Annotated in this window: 25 protein-coding genes; 13 read left to right on the top strand and 12 right to left on the bottom strand. The window is 73.4% G+C overall.

From position 1 onward, the window contains the following. Positions 1-122: 122 nt before the first annotated feature. Complete coding sequence (locus ACFYST_RS28140) at positions 123-926, top strand: hypothetical protein (protein WP_387866318.1); 804 nt, start codon at positions 123-125, stop codon at positions 924-926. Here ACFYST_RS28140 and ACFYST_RS28135 read toward each other — a convergent pair. The 5 genes from ACFYST_RS28135 to ACFYST_RS28115 form a co-directional block, all read right to left on the bottom strand. Beyond that, positions 913-2,217, bottom strand: coding sequence for a JmjC domain-containing protein (locus ACFYST_RS28135; RefSeq protein WP_387866316.1), 1,305 nt, complete (start codon positions 2,215-2,217; stop codon positions 913-915). The genes ACFYST_RS28140 and ACFYST_RS28135 overlap by 14 nt on opposite strands. After that, the gene (locus ACFYST_RS28130) at positions 2,214-3,410 is read right to left on the bottom strand and encodes a hypothetical protein (protein ID WP_387866314.1); all 1,197 of its coding nucleotides are present in this window, start codon (positions 3,408-3,410) and stop codon (positions 2,214-2,216) included. The genes ACFYST_RS28135 and ACFYST_RS28130 overlap by 4 nt, the downstream gene beginning before the upstream one ends. Beyond that, positions 3,407-5,794, bottom strand: coding sequence for a DUF4135 domain-containing protein (locus tag ACFYST_RS28125; RefSeq protein ID WP_387866311.1), 2,388 nt, complete (start codon positions 5,792-5,794; stop codon positions 3,407-3,409). The genes ACFYST_RS28130 and ACFYST_RS28125 overlap by 4 nt, the downstream gene beginning before the upstream one ends. Before the next feature lie 123 nt (positions 5,795-5,917). Continuing rightward, positions 5,918-6,061, bottom strand: coding sequence for a hypothetical protein (locus ACFYST_RS28120; RefSeq protein ID WP_387641212.1), 144 nt, complete (start codon positions 6,059-6,061; stop codon positions 5,918-5,920). A gap of 112 nt (positions 6,062-6,173) precedes the next feature. Then, a complete protein-coding gene (locus ACFYST_RS28115) occupies positions 6,174-6,329 on the bottom strand; it encodes a hypothetical protein (RefSeq protein WP_387641214.1) in 156 nt (51 codons plus the stop codon). 246 nt (positions 6,330-6,575) lie between these two features. Here ACFYST_RS28115 and ACFYST_RS28110 point away from each other — a divergent pair, with 246 nt between their 5' ends. After that, on the top strand, positions 6,576-7,517 hold the full coding sequence (locus tag ACFYST_RS28110) for a nucleotidyl transferase AbiEii/AbiGii toxin family protein (protein WP_387866309.1): 942 nt from the start codon (positions 6,576-6,578) through the stop codon (positions 7,515-7,517). A 228-nt stretch (positions 7,518-7,745) separates the two neighbouring features. Here the strand turns inward: ACFYST_RS28110 and ACFYST_RS28105 are convergent, their stop codons facing one another. Then, positions 7,746-8,093: a hypothetical protein gene (locus ACFYST_RS28105; protein WP_387866306.1), complete on the bottom strand. Its 348-nt coding sequence runs from the start codon at positions 8,091-8,093 to the stop codon at positions 7,746-7,748. Positions 8,094-8,176: 83 nt separating this feature from the next. Between ACFYST_RS28105 and ACFYST_RS28100 the strand changes: the two genes are divergently transcribed. From ACFYST_RS28100 to ACFYST_RS28080, 5 genes are all read left to right on the top strand, one after another. Next, the gene (locus ACFYST_RS28100; RefSeq protein WP_387866305.1) at positions 8,177-8,584 is read left to right on the top strand and encodes a heavy metal-responsive transcriptional regulator; all 408 of its coding nucleotides are present in this window, start codon (positions 8,177-8,179) and stop codon (positions 8,582-8,584) included. A gap of 94 nt (positions 8,585-8,678) precedes the next feature. Then, on the top strand, positions 8,679-10,244 hold the full coding sequence (locus tag ACFYST_RS28095; RefSeq protein ID WP_387866303.1) for an AMP-binding protein: 1,566 nt from the start codon (positions 8,679-8,681) through the stop codon (positions 10,242-10,244). Between the two features lie 91 nt (positions 10,245-10,335). Next, entirely contained in the window at positions 10,336-10,959 is a 624-nt protein-coding gene (locus tag ACFYST_RS28090) for an MBL fold metallo-hydrolase (protein ID WP_387866300.1), read from the top strand. Between the two features lie 233 nt (positions 10,960-11,192). After that, positions 11,193-12,194 carry a phosphatase PAP2 family protein gene (locus tag ACFYST_RS28085; RefSeq protein ID WP_387866297.1) on the top strand — a complete coding sequence of 334 codons (1,002 nt, stop codon included), beginning with the start codon at positions 11,193-11,195 and terminating at the stop codon, positions 12,192-12,194. A 428-nt stretch (positions 12,195-12,622) separates the two neighbouring features. After that, positions 12,623-12,817 carry a hypothetical protein gene (locus ACFYST_RS28080; protein ID WP_387641232.1) on the top strand — a complete coding sequence of 65 codons (195 nt, stop codon included), beginning with the start codon at positions 12,623-12,625 and terminating at the stop codon, positions 12,815-12,817. Between the two features lie 23 nt (positions 12,818-12,840). Here ACFYST_RS28080 and ACFYST_RS28075 read toward each other — a convergent pair whose 3' ends face one another. Both ACFYST_RS28075 and ACFYST_RS28070 read right to left on the bottom strand, forming a co-directional pair. Further along, positions 12,841-13,902, bottom strand: a complete 1,062-nt coding sequence (locus ACFYST_RS28075; RefSeq protein ID WP_387866294.1) for a hypothetical protein — start codon at positions 13,900-13,902, stop codon at positions 12,841-12,843. A 24-nt stretch (positions 13,903-13,926) separates the two neighbouring features. After that, positions 13,927-14,370 (bottom strand): hypothetical protein, encoded by a 444-nt coding sequence (locus ACFYST_RS28070; protein WP_387866291.1) that lies wholly within the window; start codon positions 14,368-14,370, stop codon positions 13,927-13,929. 28 nt (positions 14,371-14,398) lie between these two features. Between ACFYST_RS28070 and ACFYST_RS28065 the strand changes: the two genes are divergently transcribed. Together ACFYST_RS28065 and ACFYST_RS28060 are read left to right on the top strand one after the other, a co-directional pair. Beyond that, the gene (locus ACFYST_RS28065) at positions 14,399-14,551 is read left to right on the top strand and encodes a hypothetical protein (RefSeq protein WP_387866289.1); all 153 of its coding nucleotides are present in this window, start codon (positions 14,399-14,401) and stop codon (positions 14,549-14,551) included. A gap of 78 nt (positions 14,552-14,629) precedes the next feature. Continuing rightward, complete coding sequence (locus ACFYST_RS28060) at positions 14,630-15,064, top strand: VOC family protein (RefSeq protein ID WP_387866288.1); 435 nt, start codon at positions 14,630-14,632, stop codon at positions 15,062-15,064. Positions 15,065-15,075: 11 nt separating this feature from the next. On the opposite strand, the gene ACFYST_RS28055 is transcribed toward ACFYST_RS28060, so the two are convergent. The 3 genes from ACFYST_RS28055 to gcvH form a co-directional block, all read right to left on the bottom strand. Continuing rightward, the gene (locus tag ACFYST_RS28055) at positions 15,076-15,654 is read right to left on the bottom strand and encodes a SixA phosphatase family protein (RefSeq protein WP_387866286.1); all 579 of its coding nucleotides are present in this window, start codon (positions 15,652-15,654) and stop codon (positions 15,076-15,078) included. An 88-nt stretch (positions 15,655-15,742) separates the two neighbouring features. After that, entirely contained in the window at positions 15,743-16,729 is a 987-nt protein-coding gene (locus ACFYST_RS28050; protein WP_387866283.1) for an endonuclease/exonuclease/phosphatase family protein, read from the bottom strand. Positions 16,730-16,884: 155 nt separating this feature from the next. Beyond that, complete coding sequence (gene gcvH, locus ACFYST_RS28045) at positions 16,885-17,268, bottom strand: glycine cleavage system protein GcvH (RefSeq protein ID WP_387641249.1); 384 nt, start codon at positions 17,266-17,268, stop codon at positions 16,885-16,887. Between the two features lie 300 nt (positions 17,269-17,568). Between gcvH and ACFYST_RS28040 the strand changes: the two genes are divergently transcribed. From ACFYST_RS28040 to ACFYST_RS28025, 4 genes are all read left to right on the top strand, one after another. Then, positions 17,569-19,221, top strand: coding sequence for an acyclic terpene utilization AtuA family protein (locus ACFYST_RS28040; protein ID WP_387866558.1), 1,653 nt, complete (start codon positions 17,569-17,571; stop codon positions 19,219-19,221). After that, positions 19,218-20,816, top strand: coding sequence for an acyl-CoA carboxylase subunit beta (locus ACFYST_RS28035; RefSeq protein WP_387866281.1), 1,599 nt, complete (start codon positions 19,218-19,220; stop codon positions 20,814-20,816). The genes ACFYST_RS28040 and ACFYST_RS28035 overlap by 4 nt, the downstream gene beginning before the upstream one ends. Positions 20,817-20,862: 46 nt before the next feature. Further along, positions 20,863-22,833: an acetyl/propionyl/methylcrotonyl-CoA carboxylase subunit alpha gene (locus tag ACFYST_RS28030; protein ID WP_387866278.1), complete on the top strand. Its 1,971-nt coding sequence runs from the start codon at positions 20,863-20,865 to the stop codon at positions 22,831-22,833. A 73-nt stretch (positions 22,834-22,906) separates the two neighbouring features. Then, positions 22,907-24,097, top strand: a complete 1,191-nt coding sequence (locus ACFYST_RS28025; protein WP_387866276.1) for an acyl-CoA dehydrogenase family protein — start codon at positions 22,907-22,909, stop codon at positions 24,095-24,097. A 128-nt stretch (positions 24,098-24,225) separates the two neighbouring features. Here the strand turns inward: ACFYST_RS28025 and ACFYST_RS28020 are convergent. Further along, on the bottom strand, positions 24,226-24,942 hold a 717-nt coding region (locus tag ACFYST_RS28020), incomplete at its 5' end, for an ABC transporter ATP-binding protein (protein ID WP_387866273.1).

Below are 24,942 nucleotides of genomic sequence, written 5' to 3'. Positions count from 1 at the left end.
CCGCCCAGCAGAGCAGCCGCCGACCGGCCGCCGACGAGCCCCTGACCAGGCATCGGACGGCGGCCGGGGGCCGGCGGCGCAACTGTACGGTGGCGGACGAGATCTGACCGCAGGAGAGCCACGTGACCGCACCCGACTCCGGGCACCCGCCTCACGACGGTGAGCAGCCCGACGGCCCGCACCCCGCCGCGGGCCACCCGGACCGGGTGACGTTCCACGCCGGCCGCGAAGGCATCTCCTGGGAGGCCCCCGACACCCCGGCCGACCGGCGCGCCATGCTGCTGTCGCTCGCCATCATCGGGACGGTCGCCACGATCGCCGTCCTCGCCATGAACGCGGCCGGCATCATCACGGCGCTCCCCATCGGCATCAAGTCCCCCGGAGCCGTCAGCACCCCCCACGCACCACCGTCACCACCCGCTTCCACGCCCGTGCCGTCGCCGCCGCTCCCGTCGCCGTCCGCCGAGCCCAGTCCGAGCGTCCGCGCGCCGCGCACCGTCTCGTTCCAGATCGACGTGGTCAGCACCGGCTACGAGCTGATCGACCTGGACGCCCCGAACGACAAGCCGCTCTCCGCCCTGGTCAGTGACGAGGACTGGAACGCGATGCCCGAGGCCGACCAGAAGTCCTACGAGCTCGTCGCCCACGACCACCCGGCGCCCACCCTGGTGCTCGGCAACCTCGCCGCCGTGCTCGCGCCCGGCACCGGGGTCACCGAGGCCACCTGCCGCGAAGCGGCCCGGGCCGGCACCATCAAGAGCTTCCGCTACGCCACCGCCGCCGAACGCCCCGCCAACGACGCCAAGGGCATCCGGGCCGGCGCGACGCTCTGCCTGACCAGCAGCCAGGGCGCCGTGATCGCCCTCCGGATCGCCGACATCCCGTACGACCTCGGCCTGGTCAAGCTCGACGTCACCATCTGGTGAGAGATTCCTCCTGGTCGCGAGTCAGGGCGCGGAAGCTCTCCAGCGCCTCCAGCAGGCGGCGGGCCTCCGCGCGGGCGGCGGACGGCAGGGCGGCCAGCAACTCGCCGACCGGCACCGGCTCCCGTTCGGCGAGCCGGCGCAGCAGCGGCTGCGCCTGCGGCGGCGTCAGCGTGCTGCGCAGCACGTGCCCGTTGGCGGCGCACAGCAGCGCCCCGCCGACCGGCTCGTACAGCACCCGGGCGCGGGCCCGCACCGCCGTGCCGTCGTCCAGGGGCCGCGGCGGCTCGGGCGGCGGGACGGGGCACAGGCCGGACGCGCTCATGTTGCGGAGCGAGAGCGAGGCGACCCGTTCCGCCATCAGGCCGGGGTCGCGGTACTCCTGGAAGACCCGCAGGGTCTGCTCCAGTGCCTCGGGCAGCGCGCCGTCCGCCGGTGGTTCGGGCACCGACAGCGGGGCGGTGGCGGCGGGCAGCCGCACCAGGGCGGCGTCCGGATCGACCATCGCGTCCGGGTCCAGGCCCAGCAGCAGGTCGTCCACGTCGTAGACCGCGCGGTGCGATTCGCGCGGCACGCCGACGTTGACGCTGGTCGCGGCCCTGCCGTCGACGCTCTCGCCGACGTGGTAGTAGCTCGAGGGCCAGTACAGCAGGTCGCCGGGCTCGGGTTCGGCGGTGAACGAGGTGTCCAGGTGGGCCTGGTAGTCCAGCTTGGTGGTCACCGGCTCGGTCCACGGGCACTCGCGCCAGAACCGCATCCGCTTGTGGCCTTCGAGGGCGAACAGGAAGGTGGCGAAGCGGTCCTTGTGGACGCCGACCGGGGTGTGGTCGTAACTGCCGTGGAAGAGCGTGGTGATCGCCCCCGACAGCGGCATTCCGGTGCGCTCCCACAGCGGTTCGAAGAACGCCCGCTGGCGCTCCCACTGGCCGGAGTGGAAGGCGTGGAAGGCGTGCACGATCAGCGCGTACCGGGTCTCCCGCGAGAAGGCCGCCAACTCGGCGTCCAGCCGCCGCCGGTAGCCGTCGAAGGCGCCGTCCTCGGCGCGCGGGAACCACGTCGCGGGCTCGGACTGCTGGAAGCGTCCGACGGCGAACTGGGCGCTCGGCGGCATCAGGTGCGGGCCGGGCGGCCGGGTGGCGATCGTGGCGGCGGCGAAGACCTCGGGCGGCTCGTAGGGCGCCGGGAGGACGCCCTTGATCAGCACGGGTCGCCGGTCCCAGTAGTGCGTGGTGAACTCGTCCCAGTCGAGCGGGCCCTGGACGACGGCCAGGTCGCTCGCGTGTGCCGTCGTCATCGGTCCGTCCTCTCGCTGCCGGTCAGGTCGATCGCCCGCAGCCGGTGGAGCTTGCGCAGCAGCGCGGTCACGGCGCCGTTGTGCTCGTCCGCGCCCACCGCCCGGCACAGTTCGCCGACCGTCAGTTCGCGGCCGGGCCGCAGCTGCTGGGCGATCCGCTCGCCCGCGGCCCCGGCGATCGGGAAGGCGTGCCCGTTGACGGCCCAGATCCAGCGGCCGGGCCCGTCGGGCAGCCGGACGATCCCGCCCGCCACCCGCAGATGGTGCCCGGGGGTGAGGGGGACGTCGGCGCGGGGCTCGGGTGCGGGTTCCAGTCCGGCCGTGGAGTACCAGGCCGCCCACCGGGTGCGCAGCGCGGCGGGCAGCTCCGCGCCCCCGGCCGCCGCGCGGGCCGCCTCGCCGACGGCGACCATCGGGGCGGCCGGGCCGGGCGGCCGGTCGGTGGGCGGGGGGAAGGGCAGGTGGGGCACGGTGCCGTCGTACTCCAGGCGGTTCCGGACGTCCTCGGCCAGCAGGTTCTTGACCGCGCCGGTCGCCAGGCGCTGGGCGCGGGGGACGGAGATCCGCAGCGTCATGCAGCCGTCGCGGTGGTGTTCGCGCCAGCGCGAGCCCTCCGGCCAGTACAGCAGCTCGCCGGCGGTGGCCCGCAGGACGCGGAACCCGCCGTCCGCCTCGGGCAGTTCGGCCTCCATGGTGCCCGCCAGCACCCAGGTCAGGACCGCGTGGTCGGAGGCGCGGCCCAGGCCCCGGGCGCGGGTGAAACCGTCGCCCTCGGTCAGCTCGGCCTCGACCGGCAGGCACGGCCAGCCGACCTGGTGCCACAGCTCGGTGAGGGTGTCGCGAACGGCCGACCACAACGGCCAGTCGGTGTGCAGGGGTTGGCGGACGCTCAGCAGGAATCCGGCGTCCGGCCCGCTGCCGGCTGGTTCGCCGCGCAGCCGGGCCTGGTAGTCGGCCGGGCTCGCGTCGGCGGCGTCGGGCAGCAGCCGCCCCGGCGCGCCGAGCCAGCCGAGCGCGGTGTGCAGGCGGACCTGCGGCAGCGTCCGGAACACCGTGCCGGCCCGGAACGGCTCGCAGGCGGCGACGATCGTGCGGTGCAGGTGGGCCGGGTCCGCCGGGGCGGGTGCCGGGAGCAGCGCGGGCTCCTTGCCCCAGACCCGGGCGAGGAGTTCGGTCCAGTCGGTCGCGATCACGCCTTGACCCCTTCGTTCTCGGGCGCCGGGCAGTTCTCGGGCGCGGGGTGGTTCTCGGGCGCCGGGCAGTTCTCGGGCGCCGGGTGGTTCTCGGGCGCCGGGTACTTCTCCGCCAGCAGGGCGGCGTAGTCGGCGAGCGGGGGGAGGCCGACGGCCGCGCGGCGCTCGTCCACCCGGTCCCCGTCCTCGATCGGGCAGGGGCGCAGTTCGCCGCCCGCGACCCGTTCGAACTTCGTGCCGTACAGCTGCGGGCGGCCCTCGGCCCGGCGCAGCGAGTCGGCGAGGTAGGCGGCGTCGCGCCGGTGCATGTCGCCGCGCTCGGCCGCCGCCTCGATCAGCGCCAGGCACTCACGGGCGAAGGCGAGGTCGCCGGTGTGGTGCTGGAGCAGCGCGCTCGCGACCGTGGCGGCCTCCCTGCCGACCAGGCCGTGGCCGGGCCAGCCGTGCTCGGCGACCACGCCGCGCAGCCAGGCGATCCCGGTGGCGGTCAGCCGGTCGAGTTTCGCCTCCAGCTCGGTGTCGGTGAAGCCCCCGAGGGCCCAGGGGTCGCGCAGCGAGGCGTCGATCCGGCCCAGGCGCAGCAGCCGTTCGCGGACCTCGGCGGCCGGGCTGCTCAGCGGGTCGATGCGCAGCCGCAGGGTCGTCTCGTCCCACAGGTAGGTGATGCGGCGGGCCGCCCCGGGCCAGTCGAAGGACACCTCGCCCTCGCGGGGGCCGCGCAGGCTCAGCCGAACTCCGCGCCCGGGGTCGTACAGGTCTTCTCGCTGCGGATCCAGGTCGCCGTACACGTGCTCGACCGCGTCGCGCAGGGCGATGCCGAGGCCGGCGAGGTCCAGCTTGCCGCCCTCGCGGACGGCGGCGACGGGCGGCCACGGGCGGTCCGCGCTCCACTGCGGGGCGTCGGCCGGGTCGGTGCGCGGTTCGCGGCCGGGCGGCATCCGCATCGCGAGCAGCGGGCCGCCGTCGGCGGTGCGGAAGAAGTACGGGACGTCGCCGCGGGCGAGCTGCTCCGACTCGCTGTCGCTGAACGGGAGTTCGCCGCCGTCCGGGTACTCGGCCGTCGGGCGGGCGATCACCCGCACGAGGTGGCCGGCGGCCCGCTCCGCGAGGAACTCGGCGATCCGGGCCCGGTTTCGGCACATCAGCGTCCAGGCGTCGAACATGCCGCGCAGCATGGCCGTCAGGTGGGGGCCGTATCCGGTGCGGCCCCCGGTGTCGCCGACCACGGTGCGGGTCTCGGTCCGGGTCAGCGGCAAGGTTCGCCGCTCCAGGCGCAGCGAGCCGTCCGGTTGGGGGCGCCAGCAGGTCGCGGGGCCGTCCAGGTCGCACCAGCGCGCGAGGTTCTCCAGGCCGGTGTGGTGCTGCGCGGAGACCGCGGGATCGAACAGCAGCCCGGTCTCGAAGAGGCGCTTGGTGTCGGCGAAGTACGCCTCCAGATCGACCGGGAAAGGCAGCGGTTCGCCGTCCTCCGGGCGCTGCCCGATCAGCAGGTTGCCGCCGATCAGGTCGGTGATCCCGAAGGCGAACGCGGCGGCTGCCAGCGACCCGGCGCGGTGCCAGTAGCGGTCTGCCGCAGTGGAGTCGAGGATGGCACCGCGCAGGCTGAACCCGCCGTCGGCGCGCAGGACGCCCCACGCGTCCGGCGGTTCGATCCACTCCTGCCAGGAGTAGCACGCCCGGTCCGGGCCGCTGCCCGGGCGGATCCGCATGGTCGGCAGCCGGACCGGGCCGGACGCCGGGGGCAGCGCGTCGAGCAGGGCGAACACCGAGCCCTCGGTGGCCAGGAAGAGCAGTTCGCCGGTCGCCGGGCGCGGCTTGTACGCCAGCCGGGCGCCGTCGGCGAATTCGACGCGCAGCACCCGCTGGCCGCCGTTGTGGGTCTCGTCGCCGTTCGCCCACAGGCCGGTGACCCGGTGTTCGGAGGGCCGGTCGCGGGTCAGCCGCTCGACGAACAGGGTGAGGAACTCCAGGAACTGCCCGGCCCGCCCGGCGGCGAAGGCGGCGGCGCGTTCGGGCGGTCCGCCGACGCAGCTCTCCAGGGTCTCGGTGAGCAGCGGCCCGAACAGGTCCGCGTTCTCCGGCCGCAGTGCCTGCGGATCGATCAGCCGGGGGTCGGCGCCGGCCCGCGCGGACCAGGCGTCGATCTGCCGCAGCACCTCGTGCAGCGGCGCGAAGCGGGCGTCGGCCAGTGCGTGCTCCAGGGCCCGCGCCTCGGACGGGCCGCCCAGCGGGCGTTCGACGGCGAGCGTGCCGTCCGGCCCGGGGACGGCCACCGGCGGGAACGCCCGGCCGGCCCCGCCCTCGGCCAGCGCCGTCAGCAACCGGCGTGTCACGGGCGGGAGTTCGGGCGCACGGACGGTGCTGCCGTGGTCGCGCAGTTCCATTCGGCTCCTGGTCGGGTGGTCGATGCGCGACGCCGCGCGGCCGGTCGGGCCGGCCGCGCGGCGTCGTGGTGCTGCGTGGTGCCTGAGGCCTGTTCGGCCGTGAGGCCTGTTCGGCCGTGAGGCCTAGAGGTACGGGCTGCAGTAGATGCGGGCGCACGTCCCGGCCGTCGGCGCGGCGCTGTCCGCCGGAAGGCTCTGCTCCAGGTCGCCGATCACCAGGTCGAACTCCTCGTCCACGGTGAGGGTGGAAGCAACGGTCGTCTCCATCGATTTCTCCTGTCGGTAGAAGTGGCACAGCAGGAGTCGGGCACCGCCGGATCCGGCGGCACCGCGACGTTCTTTCGGGGGAGTTGCTCCAGGTACGGCGCGCCGGGATTTCCTACTGCAGCGCGCAGTACATGTGGTTGATGGCGCAGGTCGAGGCGCTCGGCGTGTGCTCCGGAGCGTCCAGCTCCAGTTCGCCGACCATGAGGTCGAACTCCGCGTCGGTGACGAGGGTTTCGCCCTTGGGTGCTTGCAGGGTAGGAGCTTCCACGAGAGTCCTCCTGGCAAGAGTGCACGACTGACCACCGCAACATCCGGTGACGGGGCGTCGTGCGGTGGACCGAATCAGCCGTGGCCACGCATGACGTGACCGCGTCAGCAAGTGTTTACCCAGTGGAACCGGTTCGTCAACATAACTTCCACACGTAACACCAGCATTGGCTGTCACAGCCCGGTCCGGTGTCCGTGCGGCCCGCTACTGTCGCCCGCGCGGAACGGGACGGAAAGGGAGTGACGGGTGGGACGGCGGGCGGTGCTCGACCACTTGGTGGCGTTGCTGGCGGAGTCGGCCTGGGGCGACGCGCTGGTGCTGCGCGGGAGCATGGTGCTGCCCGCCTGGGTGGGGGAGGCGGCACGCGAACCCGCCGACCTGGACTGGGTCGTGGAGCCGTCCACCCTGGTGCCCGTCGACCTGGCCGACCCCCACCCGTACGTCGAGGAGTTGACGGCGGTTCAGCAGTGGCCCGAGGCGGCCGACGGCGCGGCCCGGTACGAGATGTGGGCGTTCGAGGAGTTCGAAACGCGCGGCCTGCGCGCACACCTCCCACCCGAGGGGTGCCACTGGGTGCCGGAGGCCGAGACCGACACCGACGGGCCGGAGGCGGTGCTGCGCGAACTGATCGCCCGGCACCCGGTCGCCGCCCCGGGCATCGCGCTCGACCCCGACTCCGTCCGCGTCGACGGCGGGTGGACGTACCAGGACGACGGCGAGGTGCCGGGCGTGCGGATCGCCGTGCAGTGGACGGCGGACGGGCGGCCGGCGGGCGAGGTGAGCATCGACTTCGCGCGCGACGAACGGCTGCCCGAGCCGCCCGTGCTGACGGCCCTGCCGCGCGGTGACGGCGCCGGGGCGACGGTGGTGCGGACGGCGAGCAGGGAACTCTCGCTCGCCTGGAAGCTGCTGTGGCTGCACGCCGACAGCCACGGCGCCGAGGGCCGGGGCCGGGCCAAGGACCTGTACGACGCCGTCCTGCTCGCCGAAGTGTGCACCCTCACCCCGGGCCTCCTCCGCCGCGTCCTCGCCCGCGAACCCGGCCACCCCGGGCGGCTGCGGCTGGACACCCTCGCCGTCGCCCCGTCCGACTGGGCGGACCTGCGGGCCGCCGACCCCCGGATCACCGGCACCGCCGACGAGTGGCTCGGACGACTGCGGACCGCCCTCGCCCCGCTCCATCCGTAGGCCCTGGTCGGCCGATCCTGCCGAGCGCGCGTCGCCGGATCATCCGGCAGGACCGGTCGGCCGGGCCCGGGCCGGTCAGTCGGTCGAGCAGCAGTCCGCGGCCCCGCCGTGCTGCGCCGGGGCGGCCTGCCCGGCCGATCTTGCCGAGCGCGCGCCGCCGGATCATCCGACAGGACCGGCAGGCCAGGCCCGAGCCGGTCAGGCCCGAGCCGGTCAGGCCCGAGCCGGTCAGTCGGTCGAGCAGCAGTCCGCGGCCCTGCCGTGCTGCGCCGGGGCGGCCTGCCCGGCGAGGGCCCGGCGGAGGGCGGTGGCGTCCGGCAGGCCGGACATCGTGCCGTCGGCGTGCCAGTAGAGGCGGCAGGACAGGCTGGGCTCCGCGCCGGGCGGGGCGAACGGGTCGGCGCCGTCGATCAGGACGGTCGGCGAGCCGTACATGCCCAGCCGGGCGGCCTCGGCCTCGTCTGCCACCTCGACCAGGCTCACCTCGGCCTCCCGTCCGGCCAGCGCGCCGGTCACCAAGTCCAGCGCGGGGCGCGCGTTCGGGCAGTCCGCCACCGTCAGCACCGTGATGCGCATGGGCGAGTCCTCCACTCCTCCGGGTCGTCGTCCGAGGCTAAACCTTCCACCGCGCTGGAAGGTCAAGCGTTAGCGTGGAGGGCATGCGCATCGGCGACCTCGCCGCCCGGGCCGGGCTGACGACCAAGACCATCCGCTTCTACGAGGACAGCGGCCTGCTGCCCGCGCCGCCGCGCACCCCGGGCGGCTACCGGGACTACCCGGACACCGCGGTGACCCGGCTCGCCTTCGTCCGCGACGCGCGGCGGGCGGGCCTCACGCTCGCCGAGATCCGCTCGGTGCTCGAGCTGCGCGACGACGGCCACGCGCCGTGCGCCCACGTCACCGATCTCATCCACGAGCACCTCGCCGACATCGAGCGGCGGATGGCCGACCTCGCCGCCACCCGGGAGGCGCTGCGCGGCCTCGCCGCGCGCGCCGCGAGCACCGATCCCGCCGCGTGCGGCACGGACGGTATCTGCACCATCGTCAGCCCCGAAACATTGACATGACGCACCGTCAGAAATGCGCCGGTGACGGACAGTTCGCGCCAATTCCCCGCAATCCCTCCCCGGTGCGGCGGCCCTGCGGGGTTAGCCTGAGGCCATGGTTGCCAACCACAACGAAGAAGTAGCCATGCCCGACGCGGAGTTCGTCAGCGGTCCCGCGACAGTCCTCCGGTCCCTCGCCACCGACCCCCACCGGCGGGCCGTCGTCGCCGCCGACGGCACCGAGATCATCGCCGGCGAGTTCGCCGCCGCCACCTACCGCCTCGCCCACGAACTGATCGCCCGCGGCGTCACCCGCGGCACCACCGTCACCCTGCTGACCGGCAACACCCCCGAGGCGCTGAGCGCCCGGTTCGCGGCGGGCCTCGCCGGTGCCCGGGTGGTGAACCTGTACGACGGCATGAGCGCCCCGATCCTGGCCGAGATCACCACCAGCGTGGACACCGGCGTGCTGCTGATCGACGCCGAACGGTACGCCGACGCACCCGAGTTGATCCCGCTGATCGACGTCCCGACCATTCTCGCCCTCGGCCCGGGCAGCGCCGTCGCGGAGGACGTGATCGCCGCCTCCGCCCACCGCCCCGCCGAACCGCCGGACGTCCGGATCGGCCCCGAGGACGACCTCAACATCCGCCACACCGGCGGCACCACCGGCATCCCGAAGGGCATCCTCAGCCTGCACGGGCCCTACCGCAGCATCTTCGACGCCCCGGTCGGCAGCGACCCCGCCGAAGGCGCGCCCCGCCTGCTCGCCGCCACCCCGCTCGCCCACCTCTCCGGCGTCCTCGCCGACATGACCCTGTACCGCGGCGGCACGGTGGTCCTGCTGCGCTCCTTCGACCCCGGCGCCGTCCTGCGGGCCGTCGAACGCGAACGCATCACCGAGTTCTGGGTGCTGCCCGCGCTGCTCCACCAGCTGCTCGACCACCCGGCGATCGGCCGCACCGACCTGTCCAGCCTCCGGCAGATCATCTACGGCGGCAGCGCGGCCTCGCCGACCCGGCTCCGCGAGGCGCTCAAGGTCTTCGGGCCGGTCCTGGTCGGCGGCTACGGGATGTCGGAGGCCCAGCTGATCACCGTGCTCGCCCCCGAGGACCACGACCGGATCACCAACGGCGAACCCGTCCCGGTCGGCCGCCCCCTGCCGGGCGTCGAGGTGGCGATCCGCGGACTCGACGGCGCCGACCTGCCGGCCGGCGAGCAGGGCGAGATCCACGTGCACTCCGACACCCTGATGGCCGGGTACTGGAAGCGGCCCGACCTCACCGCCGAGGTGCTCCGGGACGGCTGGCTGAACACCGGAGACGTCGGCTACCTCGACGAGGACGGCTTCCTCCACCTCTCCGACCGGGCCAAGGACCTGATCATCGTGGTCGGCGGGCACGTCTACCCCTCCGAGGTCGAGGACCTCCTGCTCACCCACCCGGCGGTCGCCCGCTGCGCGGTCTTCGGCGTCCGCGACGAGCAGGAGACCGAGCACGTCCACGTCGCCGTCGTCCCCGCCCCCGGCCGGCAGCCGCACCTGGACGAACTCCGCGCCTTCGTCACCGCCCGCAAGGGGCGGATCTACGCCCCCGAGGTGCTCCACCTGGTCGACGAGATCCCGCTGACGCCCGTCGGCAAGCCGGACAAGAAGCGCCTGCGCGCGGCCGCGGCGCGCTGACGACTCCCGGAGCCCCCGGCACTGACGAGGCGTCAGGGGGCCTGGGGAAAAAGGGCGGCGGCTCTCCGGAGGGGGCCGGTACGTTGACCGGATGCTGCTGAGGAAGTATGCCCACGCGTGCGTCCGGATCGAGGACGACGAGAAGAAGTCCGTATTGATCGACCCGGGGTGCTGGACGGCGCCGGAAGCCTTCGCGGGAGTCCGCGCCGTGCTGATCACCCACGGTCACCGCGACCACCTGGACCACGAGCTGCTGGCGGCGGCCCGGAAGGCCGACCCGGCACTCGAGGTGTTCGCCCCCGAGGACGTCGCGGCCGAACTGGGCGACGGCGTCCGGGCGTTGGCGGTGGGGGAGCGCTTCGAGGCCGGCGGCTTCGCGGTGCGCGCCGTCGGCGGGCGACACGCCCAGGTGATCGACAACCACCCGGACTGCCCGAACCTCGGCTACCTGGTCGAGGGCGTCTACCACCCGGGCGACTCGCTGCACGTCCCCGACCAGGAGGTGCACGCCCTGCTGCTGCCCACCACCGGGCCGTGGCTGACGATGCGCGGGGCGATCGAGATGGTGCGCGCCGTCCGCCCAGGGCAGGTCGTCCCGATCCACGACGCCTACCACAGCGAGGCCGGCAGGGAGAACTTCGACGGCTGGCTCGACGGCGAGGCGGACGCCCGCTACACCCGCATCGCCGTCGGCGAGTCCGTCCGGCTCGGCTGAGACCGGGCGCTTTCCCTCCCCGCCTGGCCACCCGGCAGCGCCGGGCCGGCCGGGCCCCGGGGTGGGCCGGAGGGGCGTCGGGGCGGGCCGGAGGGGCGTCGGGGCGGGCCGGAGGGGCGTCGGGGGAGGCGGCTCACCCTCGTGGCCCGTCCGTGTGCCGTCTGGGAATTCACTGGGAGCCCGGTCGCGCGGCTCGAGGTTTCTCAAAGACGGTCTTGCTAGCTTCGTGACGCATGATCGACTCGTCCCACTTGGCAGCCCGGTCACGCTCGCTGATGGTCAATCTGGTGACCAGACTCCGCCCCCGGCACGTTGCCTGGCCCCTGTTCGCCCTCACCTTCTGGTGGTACCTCGCGGTCTACGGACTGCCGTACGCCAACGACGTGGTCTTCCTCTGGCTGATCGGCGCGCTGGTCGCCGCGTCCGTGCACAGCGGCGGCCGCAAGGGCTGGCTGTACGTGCTGCGCGACTGGGTGCCGGTGATGGCCGTGGTCTGGGCGTACTCGCTGCTCAGAGGCTACGGCGCGCACACGCCCTGGCAGCCGCACTACGCTCCCCAGCTCGCCTTCGACAAGGTCCTCGGCTTCGGCGATACGTGGACGGTGCGCCTTCAGCACCTGCTCTACCACCCAGGCCGGCCGCAGTGGTACGACTACGCGATAGTCGGCGTGTACATGTCGCACTTCTTCGCGGTGTTCGTGATACTCGCCGTCCTCTGGAAGCGCGACCACACCCGGTTCCGGCACTTCCTCGCCTGCTACCTGTCCATCACCTTCGCCGGCTTCCTCACCTACGTGCTGTACCCGGCCGTGCCGCCGTGGCTGGCCGGGATCGAGAACCACATGCCGGCCGTCGACCGGATAGTCAACGCCGTCCTGGAGAACAGCGGCCTGCACCGGGCCGGCACCATCTTCGAGAACGGCAGCCGCTTCGCCAACGACGTCGCCGCGATGCCCTCGCTGCACTCCGCGTACCCGATGATGATCGCCCTGGTGTTCTGGCCCCGGGCCGGCCGCACCCTGCGGGTGCTGCTCGCCGCGTACCCCCTGGCCATGGGCTTCACGCTGGTCTACGGCGGCGAGCACTTCATCATCGACGTGCTGGTCGGCTGGGCCTACGCCTGGGTGGCGGTCGCCCTGGTGAACCGTTTCGTCGCCCGCCGGGCCGCGGCCCGCGCCGCGAAGCAGGAGGCCGTCGCCGTCAACGCGACGCCAACCACCGTCCCGGTCGGCTGATCCTCGATTTCCCCCGGGCCCCCGGCCCCGGTTTCGGCAAGGTGGTGCCGGACCGGGCCCGGGGGCTTTTTGCGCACGACCTCCGCAGAGCCGCCGCGCACTCGTCGCGTTCTCCTCACCATCCGCGCAACCCTCGCGGAACCCCCCTACGAGCGGGCCGGGAGTTTCCTGGGCGTTCGCTGGGAATCGAACGACGCCCGTCGCCGCCGGTTGGACCGCGTGCACGAGCTGACGCGCCGTCAAAAACCGGAACCCGCCCGACCGCCCGACGGTCGCGGTGAAGGCTTTGCCAATCCGTGGCGGAGTCTTGTTACGGACGGAGGTAGCGTCGTGCGGAACACCGCAGGAGGACCCACCATGGCCGCACCCCACGCCCCATCTGCGCCCGGCGGGCGCCCCCGACCGGCCGCCACCCAGCAGACGGCCCGATGATCTCCGGTTACGCTGTCGCGCCCCTGCTCTGGGTGGTCCTGACCCCGCTCGGCGTCCTGCTCTTCGGCATCGGCCTGGCCTCCACCATCCGGATCCGCCCCGGCACCGACCGCCCGCGCGACCACCTCCTCGGCCCGCTCCTGATCGCCACCGGCATCCTGGTCACCGGCTTCGGCCTCTGGCTCCTCTGACCGGTCCGGGCGCGGCTCGTGGATCAGCCGGTGGGCGCGAGCGACCAGCGGTGGACGAGGCCGGAGCGTGGTTCGAAGGTCAGCCAGGTGCCGTCGCCGAGGGGGCGGGCGTAGCCCGGGGTGTGGCCGGGCGGGTAGGTGAGCCGGTTGCGTAGGGTGAGGGTGGCGGCGTCCAGCAGCCAGTGGGCGCCGTCGTCGTCGTAGTCCAGGGTGGAGGCGAGGACGGTGCGCGGGTCGACGAAGCCGCACTGCCAGTCCCAGCCGGCCGGGCTGTCCGGGTCGGTGGACGGCGGGGGTGTGCCCTCGGCGAGCAGCGTGCCGTCCAGGTCGTGCAGCTGGACGTCCCAGCCGTCGTGCTGCACGGTCAGGTAGGCGGGACGCTCGGGGTGGACGTCGGTCAGGATGCGCTCGCCGACCTCCTCCACGCGGACGTCGCGCAGCCGTTCGCCGTCCCAGCGCGCCCAGTACAGGCCGATGCCGTCCTGCCCCATGCCGACGCACAGGCCCACGTGGCCGGTGTCCGGGTGCGACTGCTGGTGCGAGCCCTCCGCGACGGACTCCAGCGGCAGGCGGGCCAGCTCCCGGCCGTCCTCGGCGTCCAGCACCACCCACGCCTCCGCGTAGTCGTCCTCGTCCGGGCCCGACACCGGAACGTGCGCCCACACCAGCAGGCCGTCGTCCGAGACCCGGCAGGAACCGTGCTCGGAACCCTCGCACACCTGCTGCTCGTCCCCGCTGTGCGGATGCCCCACCTCCGGCCCCCAGCAGGCATGCCGGTACTCCCACCGGGTCGAGCCGTCACGGTTCACGGCCCGGACGGCGCGCTGCCCCGAGAACGCGGCGAACGCGCCGGCCGGGCTCACCGAATGCACCCCGCCCGACCAGCCCGGCCACGGCAGCGGAAAGGTGACGGACGGCTCCGGCCGCCCGCCGAACACCGCGTCCAGCTCGAACACCGCCAGCCGCGCCCCGTCCCGCAGCGCCGCGCGGCGCGCACCCGGGCGCCCCTCCCACCCGAACCCGAGCACCAACTCCCGCCCGCCCGGCAGGGCCACCGCACCACGCAACACCGCATCGACCGCCATGCCGCCCGACCCTACCGTCCGCCCTCAGGGGCAGGCCCAGCAGTACAGCCGCGCACCGCCGGCCACCGCCCGCGACGCGAGCCCGGCCAACTCCCGCAGGAAATCGGCGAGGTCGGCCGGCTCGTAGTGGACGCCCTCGGCCACCGCCCACCGTTCGGCGACCTCGCGCAGCGCGGCGTCCTCGTGCCGCGCCAGCGCGTCCCGGAACGCGTCCGACAGTGTCAGCACCACCACCTCGCCGTCCTCGATCATGCCGACCAGCGCCGCGCGCCGCGGGTCCGCCCAGAGTTCGGCGGGCGAGCGGCCCGTCACCAACTCCTCGGCGGGCCCGAGCATCACGACCGGATCGATGCCCTTCACCACCACCTCGTCGTACCCCGCCCCGAAGGGCTCGTCGTCGTCCCGGACGATCGCCCCCAGGGCGTCGTCATCGTCAGTGGCGGCGAAGTAGCCGATCAGCGTTCCCATATGCCGGAGCATCACACGACGCACCGACATGTCGCCGCTCCGTCTCTGGTTCGGCCTGGAGTTCCGCACCATGCTGCAGCGGGCCGGCTTCACCGGGATCACCGTGCACGGCGGCTACCGGGCGGGCAGCGCGCCGACCGCCGCCGACGAGGTGTGGACCTTCGAGGCCACCCGCGGCTGACGCCCGCCTGGCGTCAACTGTCCGGCGCCGCCGCTTAATTCGGTCGAGGGCAAGATCGGCTGCTGCTACGGTGGCGCGATGCCAACGGTCAAGAAGTTCCAGGTCACCTTCGACTGCGCCGAGCCGGAGCGCGTCGGCCGCTTCTGGTGCGAGGCGCTCGGTTACGTTCCCCCGGCCGTGCCGGAGGGCTTCGACAGCTGGGACGCGTACCAGGAGGCGCAGCCGGCCGAGACGCGCGGATCCTGGTTCGTGGCCAGCGACCCGGAGGGTGTCGGCCCGCGGATGTACTTCCAGCGCGTCCCCGAGGGCAAGGTCGTCAAGAACCGCGTCCACCTCGACGTCCGGATCGGCACCGGCCTGGTCGGCGCGGAGCGCCTCGCCGCTCTCGAAGCCGAATGCGCCCGCCTCGAAGCCCTCGGCGCGACCCGCGGGCAGCTCCTGATCGCCGACGGGGTCAACGAGTCCTGCCAGAACATGCGGGACGTCGAGGGCAACGAGTTCTGCCTCGACTGACGGTCCGCCCGTCACCCGATGCCCGGCCCACCACTGGGCCGGGCATCCTGCGTCGGCGCCCAGAAGCCGGTGATCCGTGCGGCGCCGGGCCCGAGGTCCTGCCAGGAACCGTCGAACTCCAGGACGGCCACCGAGGCGGTCGGGAACCCGGAATCCGCCACCCGCTGCGAGAGTGCGCCGCCGGCCGGTCCGACGAGAAGCCCGATCAGCTCGGGCAGGCTCGGGTTGTGCCCGACCACGACCAGCTCGTCCACGTCGTCGGACGTCTCCCGCAGCAGCGTCACCAGCTCGCCGATACCGTTCGCCCGCCGGTGGATCTCCACGCTGAGGTCGTAAAGCCCCTGCTCGTGGACCGTCTCGGGCAGCCGCGACAGCGCCGCGGCCACGCACTCCCAGGTCTCCCTGGTCCGCCGGGCGCCGGACACCCGCGCGAGATCCGGCGCGACGCCGCGACCCGCGAGCCACCGGCCGGCCGCGAACGCCTCCGCCCGCCCCGGCCCGTCGAGACGCCGCTCCTGATCGACCGCCGTCTCCCGCTCCGCCTGCGCATGCCGAACCAGCACAAGCCTGCGACCGGTACCCGCGCTCACGTTGCCCTCCCTCGCCCGCCGGCCGGTGGTGCGGCCCGGCGGAATCGCTTGGTCGTTTTCCCCCGCACGCTACCCGTCGTTCCGGAGCTCAGCTGTCGCGGACGGCGAGTTCGGCCACCACCGCGCGGTGGTCCGTCCGGGCCAGGGTGTGTTCCTCGATCGACACCGGGAGCAGCGCCGGGCCGTGCAGGACGTGGTCGATCTGGAGCATCGGCGGCAGGTACGGGAGGTCGAGGTTGTGCTCCGGCCAGGTCGGGAACAGCCCGGCCCCCAACTCGTCGTGCGTGTCCGCCAGTCCGGTGGCCAGCAGGCTCCGCATCGGTGCGTGGTCGAGGGTCGCGTTGAAGTCGCCCAGCAGTACCGCGTTGTGGTTGCGGCCCGGCACGGCGTCCCGCAGCGCGTGCATTCCGGCCGCCCACTTGCGGGCGTCGCCCAGGGGGTAGTACGTGTGCACCGCCACGAGTTGGACCGGCCGGCCGTCCACGGTGATCGTCACGTTGGTGGTCGGCCAGGCCGGGTCGGCGGCCGCCGTCACGGGCAGGCGGGTGTAGATCGCGGTGTCGGTGCCGTCCGGCAGCTCCCGGTGCGGAAGCAGCTCGCGGATGCCCGCCGCGTCCAGCGCGTCCGCCGCCGAACCGCTCAACTCCTCGACCGCCAGCGCGTCCAGGCGTTGCGACCGGACCAGGTCGACCAGCGCCTTCGGTGAGATGTTGCCCATGTAGGCGTTGCTGGTGGCCACCCGCAGTCGCGGCGCACCGGCCGGCACCTCCGTCCCGTCCGGGACGAACCGCGGTACCAGCCACCACAGTTGCAGCCCGACCAGGACGGCCGCCAGGCCTGCGAGCCAGCGGCGGCGCAGCACGGCCAGCGCCGCCGTCAGCAGCAGCGTGAGCAGAGCGGCGTACTGCAGCCCGGCCATCGGCAGGGCGAGGACGGTCCCGTCGTCCAGGCCCAGGACCCGGACCGCCGCGAGGGCGGCCGGTCCGAGCAGCAGCAGGCCGCACAGGGTGGTCAGCGTCGGACGCCACCACCGTCTCCGCGCGGGTGAACCGGTTTCCGACCTGCCGTCAGCCACGATGCTCCTCCGATGGGGGCGCCGGTGGCATTCATGATCACCGGTCGCCGTTGTCGGGAGAAGACGTCCGGGGGCGGAGCTCAGTTCCGGACAGCTGTGCGCGGGCCCCGGCCGTGTGCGGGCCGCGGCCGGGCCCGTCGGGTCCGGCCGGACGGCTATTCGCCGATGACCTTCTTGTAGCCGGCCGCGTCCAGCAGGTTCTTGAGGTCGGACTTGTCGGTCGGCTGGAGCTTGAAGATCCAGGCGTCGTAGGGCTCGTCGTTGAGGAGTTCCGGGCTCTCGTTCAACTCCTCGTTGACGGCGAGCACCTTGCCGCCGATCGGCGCGTAGATGTCCGATGCGGCCTTGACCGACTCGACCACTCCGGCCGGGTTGCCGGCCTTGAGGGCCCTCCCCACCTCCGGCAGTTCCACGAACACCACGTCGCCGAGCGCCTTCTGGGCGTGGTCGCTGATTCCGATCAGCACGGTGCCGTCGGCCTCCAGGCGCGCCCACTCGTGGGACTCGGCAAACCGCAGATCAGCAGGGATGGTCGACATGCTCGCTCCTCTGGAAGGTGGGTCGATCACAGCAGGCTCAGCATGCCCGAGGCCGTCTCCTCGCCGGTGGATTTCCTCCGCAAAACCGGCGAAACGTCAGTTTTGCTTGACAGGCGGGCGGGCGGGCCACTGTCGGCAGAAAAACAAGCACACGTGCTTGATTTGTCGGCGGGCCAGTGCCACGCTCGGTCGCGACCGGATCGCGAACGGTGGTCGGACGGCCGGGAGTTGGGAGGCTTCGTGCTGCGGATCGGCAATGCTTCGGGGTTCTACGGGGACAGGTTCGCCGCGTTCCGGGAGATGCTGACCGGCGGCCCGCTGGACGTGCTGACGGGCGACTACCTGGCCGAGTTGACGATGCTGATCCTGGCCCGCGACCGGCTGCGCGACCCGCAGCGGGGGTATGCGCGGACGTTCCTGCGGCAGGCCGAGGAGTGCCTCGCGGAGGCGATCGACCGCGGGGTGCGGATCGTCGTCAACGCGGGCGGCCTCAATCCGGCGCGGCTGGCCGAAGCGCTCGGGGAACTCGCCGACCGGCAGGGCGTGCAGGCCCGGATCGGCTACCTGACGGGCGACGAACTACTGCCCCGAGCCCCTGAGTTCGGCTGGACGGGCGAGGACCCGCGGCGCCCGCTGCTCGCCGCCAACGCGTACCTGGGGGCGTTCGGCATCGCCGAGTGCCTGCGCGGCGGCGCGGACGTGGTGGTGACGGGACGGGTGACCGATGCCGCGCTGGTGGTCGGGCCGGGGATCGCGCACTACGGGTGGACGCCCGGAGACCTGGACGCGCTGGCAGGTGCGGTGGTGGCCGGGCACGTACTGGAGTGCGGGGCGCAGGCCACCGGCGGGAACTACGCGTTCTTCGCCGAACACGGGGACGACGGGGGCCTCGACCACCCCGGCTTCCCGCTCGCCGAACTGCACGTCGACGGCAGCAGCGTCATCACCAAGCACCCGGGCACCGGCGGCGTGGTGAACATCGGCACCGTCACCGCCCAACTCCTGTACGAGACAGGCGGACCGCGCTACCTCGGCCCAGACGTCACCGCCCGCCTGGACACCGTGACGCTCACCCAGGACGGGCCGGACCGGGTGCGGATCGACGGGGTGCGCGGCGAGGCCCCGCCGGCCACCCTCAAGGTCGGGCTGAACCGGATCGGCGGCTATCGCAACGAGCTGGAGTTCGTCCTCACCGGGCTCGACATCGAGGCCAAATCGGCCTTCGTGCAACGGCAGTTGACCCGGGCCCTGACCGACCCGCCGGCCGAACTGCGCTGGACGCTGGCCCGCACCGACCACCCGGACGCCGACACCGAGGAACGGGCCAGCGCGCTGCTCCGGCTCACCGCCCGCGATCCGCAGGAGGCCAAGGTCGGCCGCGCCCTGACCGCCGCCGCCGTCGAACTCGGCCTGGCCGGCTACCCGGGCTTCCACCTGACCGCCCCGCCCGCCCCGGCCGCGCCCTACGGCGTCTTCGAGGCAAGGGAGTTGGACGCGAAGGAGGTCGATCACCTGGCCCACCTGCCCGGCGGCGCCACCGTCGCCGTCCAGCCCGGGCGGGTGGGATCGGGACAACTCGCTCCCGATGAACCGAAGTTGCCGCCGGAGCCCGAGCGGGGCCCGACCCGCCGGGCCCCGCTCGGCCTGATCGTGGGCGCTCGCAGCGGCGACAAGGGCGGCGACGCCAACCTCGGCGTGTGGGCCCGCAGCGAGGCCGGCTGGCGCTGGCTCGCGCACACCCTGACCATCGACAGGCTCCGCGAACTCCTTCCGGAGACCGCACAGTTGACCATCGAGCGGCACCTGCTGCCGAACCTCCGCGCCGTCAACTTCACCATCCGCGGCCTGCTCGGCGAGGGCGTCGCCGCCCAGGCCCGGTTCGACCCGCAGGCCAAAGCACTGGGGGAGTGGCTGCGCTCCCGGCACCTCGACATCCCGGAGGCACTGCTGTGACCGTACTGCCCACCCGGCTGGACACCAGCGGGCCCGCGTACACCGCCAACCGCGCCGCTATGCTGGAGAAGCTCACCGCGCTGGACGCCGAGCACGCCAAGGCGCTGGCCGGCGGCGGGCCCAAGTACGTGGAGCGGCACCGCAGTCGGGGCAAACTGCTGGCCCGCGAGCGGATCGAGCTGCTGATCGACCCGGACTCGCCGTTCCTCGAACTGTCGCCGCTGGCCGCCTGGGGCAGCGACTACCCGGTCGGCGCGTCGCTGGTCACCGGGATCGGCGTGATCGAGGGCACCGAGTGCGTGATCACCGCCAACGACCCCACCGTGCGCGGCGGTTCGTCCAACCCGTGGACACTGCGCAAGGCCCTGCGGGCCAACGAGATCGCGCTGCGCAACCGGCTGCCGCTGGTCAACCTGGTGGAGTCCGGCGGCGCGGACCTGCCCAGCCAGAAGGAGATCTTCATCCCGGGCGGCGCACTCTTCCGCGACCTCACCCGGCTCTCCGCGGCCGGAATCCCCACCGTGGCCGTGGTGTTCGGCAACTCCACGGCCGGCGGCGCGTACGTGCCCGGCATGTCCGACCACGTCATCATGGTCAAGGAGCGGGCCAAGGTGTTCCTCGGCGGACCGCCACTGGTCAAGATGGCCACCGGCGAGGAGTCCGACGACGAATCCCTCGGCGGCGCCGAGATGCACGCCCGCACCTCCGGCCTGGCCGACCACCTCGCCCTCGACGAACCCGACGCGCTGCGCCTCGCCCGCCGGGTGGTGCACCGGCTGCACTGGCGCAAGTCCGGCCCACAGCCGACGAGTTGGTACGAGCCGCCGAAGTACGACGAGGACGAGCTGCTGGGCATCGTCCCCGGCGACCTGAAGGCGCCGTTCGACCCGCGCGAGGTGATCGCCCGGATCGCCGACGGCTCCGACTTCGACGAGTTCAAGCCGCTCTACGGCAGCAGCCTGGCCACCGGCTGGGCCACCGTCCACGGGTACCCGGTCGGCATCCTGGCGAACGCGCAGGGCGTGCTGTTCAGCCAGGAGTCGCAGAAGGCGGCCCAGTTCATCCAGCTCGCCAACCAGCGCGACCGGCCACTGCTGTTCCTGCACAACACCACCGGCTACATGGTCGGCCGCGACTACGAGCAGGGCGGCATCATCAAGCACGGCGCGATGATGATCAACGCGGTGTCGAACAGCACCGTCCCGCACATCTCGGTCCTGATGGGCGCCTCCTACGGCGCCGGGCACTACGGCATGTGCGGCCGCGCCTACGACCCGCGCTTCCTGTTCGCCTGGCCCAGCGCCAAGTCCGCCGTGATGGGACCGCAGCAACTCGCCGGTGTGCTCTCGATCGTGGCCCGCCAGTCCGCCGCCGCCAAGGGCCAGCCCTACGACGAGGACGCCGACGCCACCATCCGTGCCATGGTCGAGCAGCAGATCGAGGCCGAGTCGCTGCCCGCCTTCCTGTCCGGCCGGCTCTACGACGACGGGGTGATCGACCCGCGCGACACCCGGACGGTGCTCGGCCTCTGCCTCTCCGCGATCCACAGCGGACCGGTCGAAGGCGCCCGCGGCTACGGCGTGTTCCGGATGTAGCGCCACCAGTAAGGTCAACTTCCCTACAGCGAAAGCGAACTGACGGATGATCAGCTCTGTGCTGGTGGCCAACCGCGGTGAGATCGCGCGCCGGATCTTCCGCACCTGCCGCACCCTCGGCATCGCCACCGTCGCCGTGTACGCCGACCCGGACGCCGACGCCCGGCACGTCCGGGAGGCCGACACCGCCGTCCGGCTGCCCGGCGCCGCGCCCGCCGACACCTACCTGCGCGCCGACCTGCTGATCCGCGCCGCACTGGACGCGGGCGCCGACGCCGTCCACCCCGGCTACGGCTTCCTCTCCGAGAACGCGGGCTTCGCCCGGGCCGTCCAGGACGCCGGACTGGTCTGGGTCGGCCCGCCGCCCTCCGCGATCGCCGCCATGGGCTCCAAGACCGCCGCCAAACGGCTGATGGCCGCCGCCGGCGTCCCCGTGCTGAGCGTCGGGCCCGAGCCCGCCGAGGCCGACCTGCCGCTGCTGGTCAAGGCCGCGGCCGGCGGCGGCGGACGCGGCATGCGGGTGGTGCGCACCCTTGCCGAACTGCCCGCCGCGCTGGCCGCCGCCCGGGCCGAGGCGGCGGCCGCGTTCGGCGACGACGAGGTGTTCTGCGAGCCCTACCTGCCCACCGGCCGGCACCTGGAGGTCCAGCTGCTGGCCGACGCGCACGGCACCGTCTGGGCCGTCGGCGACCGCGACTGCTCGTTGCAGCGCCGGCACCAGAAAGTGATCGAGGAAGCCCCCGCCCCCGGCCTCGACCCCGAACTCCGCACCCGCCTGCACACCGCCGCCACCGCCGCCGCCCGCGCCATCGGCTACCGCGGCGCCGGCACCGCCGAGTTCCTGCTCGCCCCCGACGGACGACTCGCCTTCCTGGAGATGAACACCCGCCTCCAGGTCGAGCACCCCGTCACCGAAGCCGTCACCGGACTCGACCTGGTCGCCCTCCAACTCGCCGTCGCCGAAGGCGAGAAGCTCCCCGCCACCCCGCCGCCCACCCAGGGCTGCGCGATCGAGGCCCGGCTGTACGCCGAGGACCCCACCCGCGACTGGCAGCCCGCCACCGGCACCGTGCACCTGCTCGAAGTCCCGGGCGTGGAAGTCGAGTTCGACACCCTCCCGGCCCCCGCCGGCCTGCGCCTGGACGCCGGAATAGGCGAACGCACCGGCACCGGCAGCGCGGCCGGCACGAGCACCTGCGGCGACCGGATCACCGTCCACTACGACGCCATGCTCGCCAAGGTGATCGCCTGGGCCCCCACCCGCCGCGCCGCCGCCCGCCGTCTCGCCGACGCCCTCGCCCGCACCCGCCTGCACGGCCCGGCCACCAACCGCGACCTGCTGGTCCGCGCACTGCGCCACCCTGCCTTCCTGGACGGCGCCGTACACACCGCCTTCCTCGCCGATCACGCCGACCAACTCCTCGGCCAGGACGGCAAATCCGCGCCACTGGCCGCCCTCGCCGCAGCCCTCGCCGACGCCGCCCGCCACCCCGGCACCGGACCGTCCGGCTGGCGCAACCTCCCCTCCCAGCCGCAACTCAAGCGCTACCGCATCGGCGACGGCACCGAACTCGACGTCCGCTACCGCCTCACCCGCGACGGCCTGCTCGCCGAGGACCACCCCGACGTCCAACTCCTCGGCAGCACCGCCGAATCCGTCGACCTCGCGGTCGGCCCGCTGCGCCGCCGCTACCGGATCGCCCGACACGGCGACCAGGTCTTCGTGGACGGCCCGACCGAACACCACACCCTGACCGTCCTCGACCGATTCCCGGACCCCGCAGCCCAGTTGGCCCCCGGAACACTGCTCGCCCCGATGCCCGGCACGGTCATCCGGATCGCCGCCGAGGCGGGCCGGCCCGTCACCGCCGGCCAGCCGCTGCTCTGGCTGGAGGCGATGAAGATGGAACACCAGGTCGCCGCCCCGGCCGACGGCATGCTCGCCGAACTCCCCGTCACCGTAGGCCAACAGGTCGAGACCGGCGCCGTACTCGCCGTGGTCCGCGCCGAACCCTGAACCAACTCCCCTTAACAGAAAGCCGGTTGTGCGATCCGCGCCGCCCGGCGACCCCGCCCGGAAGGACCCCGTGATGTCCGCACCGCGCACCACCTCGCTACCCGCCTCCCCGCTGATCGAGTCCGAGGACCGCCGCGCCCTGCGCGAAGCCGTCGCCGCGCTCGGCCGCCGCTACGGGCGCGACTACTTCCAGCGCAAGGCCCGCGCCAACCAGCCCGTCGAGGAACTCTGGTCGGAGGCCGCCAAGTTGGGCTACCTCGGCGTCAACCTGCCCGTCGAATACGGCGGCGGAGGCGCCGGAATCAGCGAACTCGCCATCGTGCTGGAGGAGTTGGGCGCGGCCGGCTGCCCACTGCTGATGCTGATCGTCTCGCCCGCGATCTGCGGCACCGTGATCGCCCGGTTCGGCACCGAGGAGCAGAAGCAGCGCTGGCTGCCCGGCCTCGCCGACGGCAGCAAGGTGATGGCGTTCGGCATCACCGAACCCGACGCCGGCTCCAACTCGCACCGGATCGGCACCGTCGCCCGCCGCGACGGCGAGGACTGGCTGCTCAGCGGCCGCAAGGTGTTCATCTCCGGCATCGACCAGGCCGACGCCGTCCTGTTCGTCGGCCGCACCGAGGACGCTCGCACCGGCAAGCTCAAGCCCGCCCTGTTCGTCGTCCCGCGCGACACCCCCGGCTTCGAGTACCGCCCCATACCGATGGAACTCACTGCCCCCGAACGGCAGTTCCAGGTCTTCCTGGACGACGTCCGGCTGCCCGCCGGCGCCCTGGTCGGCGACGAGGACGCCGGGCTGCTGCAACTGTTCGCCGGACTCAACCCCGAGCGGATCATGACCGCCGCCTTCACCCTCGGCATCGCCCGGTACGCCCTCGACACCGCCGTCGGCTACGCCCGCACCCGCACCGTCTGGGACAAGCCGATCGGCGCCCACCAGGGCATCGCGCACCCGCTCGCCCAGTGCGCCATCGAGGTCGAACTCGCCCGCCTGATGACCCAGAAGGCCGCCCACCTCTACGACGCGGGCGACGACCTGGCCGCCGGCGAGGCCGCCAACATGGCCAAGTACGCGGCTGGCGAAGCCTCCTGCCGAGCCGTCGACCAGGCCGTCCAGACCCTCGGCGGCAACGGCCTCACCCAGGAGTACGGCCTCGCCGCCCTGATCACCGCCACCCGGGTCGGCCGGGTCGCCCCCGTCAGCCGCGAAATGATCCTCAACTACGTCGCCCAGCACACCCTGGGCCTGCCCCGCTCCTACTGACGCATCCACAGATCCGGTCGGGCGCTCGGGCGGATCCGGAAGCCGCGACCACGGCCCGGCGAAGCCCACCGCCCGCACCGCCCGCCACCACCTCGGCCACACCCCAACTGCGCTGCGCCGCCCAGCGGTTAGTCCTGGTCGGTGTCGTCCGGGTACAGGGCGATGTGGTCCGCGGCGAGGTCGGCGGCGACCCGGTGTTCCATGCCGAGGGCGGCGAGGAACTTGGCGGGGAGCTGGACGCGGCCGGTGCGGTCGAGCATGACGTATTCGCGTTCGCTGACGGTCTCCTGGCCGTGCTCGTCGGTGACGGTGCGGCGGAGGACTTCGCTGCTGGTGCGGCCGTCGCGGATGGCGACCGTGCGGCGGACTTCGCCGGCGACCATCGGGTCGTGGGTGACGACGACGACGGTGGTGCCGAGTTCGCGGTTGACGGTGCGGAATGCTTCGAAGATGCCGACGGCGGTCTCGGAGTCGAGTTCGCCGGTGGGTTCGTCGGCGAGCAGCACGGCGGGGTCGTTGGCGAGTGCGACGGCGATGGCGACGCGCTGCTGCTGGCCGCCGGAGAGTTCGGCGGGGCGGCGGTGGCCCAGTTCGGCGATGTCCAGGGCTTCCAGGAGTTCGGTGACGCGGCCTTGCTGGCGTTTGGCGGCGCGGTGGCCGGAGCGGAGCTCCATCGGCAGGGCGACGTTCTGGGCGGCGGTGAGGAAGGGGAGAAGGTTGCGTGCGGTCTGCTGCCAGATGAAGCCGACGACCTCGCGGCGGTAGCTCAGCCGGTCCTTGGGGGTCATGGTGAGGAGGTCGCGGCCGGCGACGGTGGCGTTGCCCGCGGTGGGGGTGTCGAGTCC

Source organism: Kitasatospora sp. NPDC004614 (genome assembly GCF_042873675.1).
Lineage (GTDB): Bacteria > Actinomycetota > Actinomycetes > Streptomycetales > Streptomycetaceae > Kitasatospora.
Note: the sequence above shows the minus strand (reverse complement) of the source record. Positions and strands in the feature narration are given on the sequence as shown.

What these genes read in the sequence shown, in the direction of transcription:
- ACFYST_RS28135 (WP_387866316.1), bottom strand. Translation starts at nt 2,217, where the DNA reads ATGACGACGGCACACGCGAGCGACCTGGCCGTCGTCCAGGGCCCGCTC.
- ACFYST_RS28125 (WP_387866311.1), bottom strand. Translation starts at nt 5,794, where the DNA reads ATGGAACTGCGCGACCACGGCAGCACCGTCCGTGCGCCCGAACTCCCG.
- ACFYST_RS28120 (WP_387641212.1), bottom strand. Translation starts at nt 6,061, where the DNA reads ATGGAGACGACCGTTGCTTCCACCCTCACCGTGGACGAGGAGTTCGAC.
- ACFYST_RS28105 (WP_387866306.1), bottom strand. Translation starts at nt 8,093, where the DNA reads ATGCGCATCACGGTGCTGACGGTGGCGGACTGCCCGAACGCGCGCCCC.
- ACFYST_RS28100 (WP_387866305.1), top strand. Translation starts at nt 8,177, where the DNA reads ATGCGCATCGGCGACCTCGCCGCCCGGGCCGGGCTGACGACCAAGACC.
- ACFYST_RS28095 (WP_387866303.1), top strand. Translation starts at nt 8,679, where the DNA reads ATGGTTGCCAACCACAACGAAGAAGTAGCCATGCCCGACGCGGAGTTC.
- ACFYST_RS28090 (WP_387866300.1), top strand. Translation starts at nt 10,336, where the DNA reads ATGCTGCTGAGGAAGTATGCCCACGCGTGCGTCCGGATCGAGGACGAC.
- ACFYST_RS28085 (WP_387866297.1), top strand. Translation starts at nt 11,193, where the DNA reads ATGATCGACTCGTCCCACTTGGCAGCCCGGTCACGCTCGCTGATGGTC.
- ACFYST_RS28080 (WP_387641232.1), top strand. Translation starts at nt 12,623, where the DNA reads ATGATCTCCGGTTACGCTGTCGCGCCCCTGCTCTGGGTGGTCCTGACC.
- ACFYST_RS28075 (WP_387866294.1), bottom strand. Translation starts at nt 13,902, where the DNA reads ATGGCGGTCGATGCGGTGTTGCGTGGTGCGGTGGCCCTGCCGGGCGGG.
- ACFYST_RS28070 (WP_387866291.1), bottom strand. Translation starts at nt 14,370, where the DNA reads ATGGGAACGCTGATCGGCTACTTCGCCGCCACTGACGATGACGACGCC.
- ACFYST_RS28065 (WP_387866289.1), top strand. Translation starts at nt 14,399, where the DNA reads ATGTCGCCGCTCCGTCTCTGGTTCGGCCTGGAGTTCCGCACCATGCTG.
- ACFYST_RS28060 (WP_387866288.1), top strand. Translation starts at nt 14,630, where the DNA reads ATGCCAACGGTCAAGAAGTTCCAGGTCACCTTCGACTGCGCCGAGCCG.
- gcvH (WP_387641249.1), bottom strand. Translation starts at nt 17,268, where the DNA reads ATGTCGACCATCCCTGCTGATCTGCGGTTTGCCGAGTCCCACGAGTGG.
- ACFYST_RS28040 (WP_387866558.1), top strand. Translation starts at nt 17,569, where the DNA reads ATGCTGACCGGCGGCCCGCTGGACGTGCTGACGGGCGACTACCTGGCC.
- ACFYST_RS28030 (WP_387866278.1), top strand. Translation starts at nt 20,863, where the DNA reads ATGATCAGCTCTGTGCTGGTGGCCAACCGCGGTGAGATCGCGCGCCGG.
- ACFYST_RS28025 (WP_387866276.1), top strand. Translation starts at nt 22,907, where the DNA reads ATGTCCGCACCGCGCACCACCTCGCTACCCGCCTCCCCGCTGATCGAG.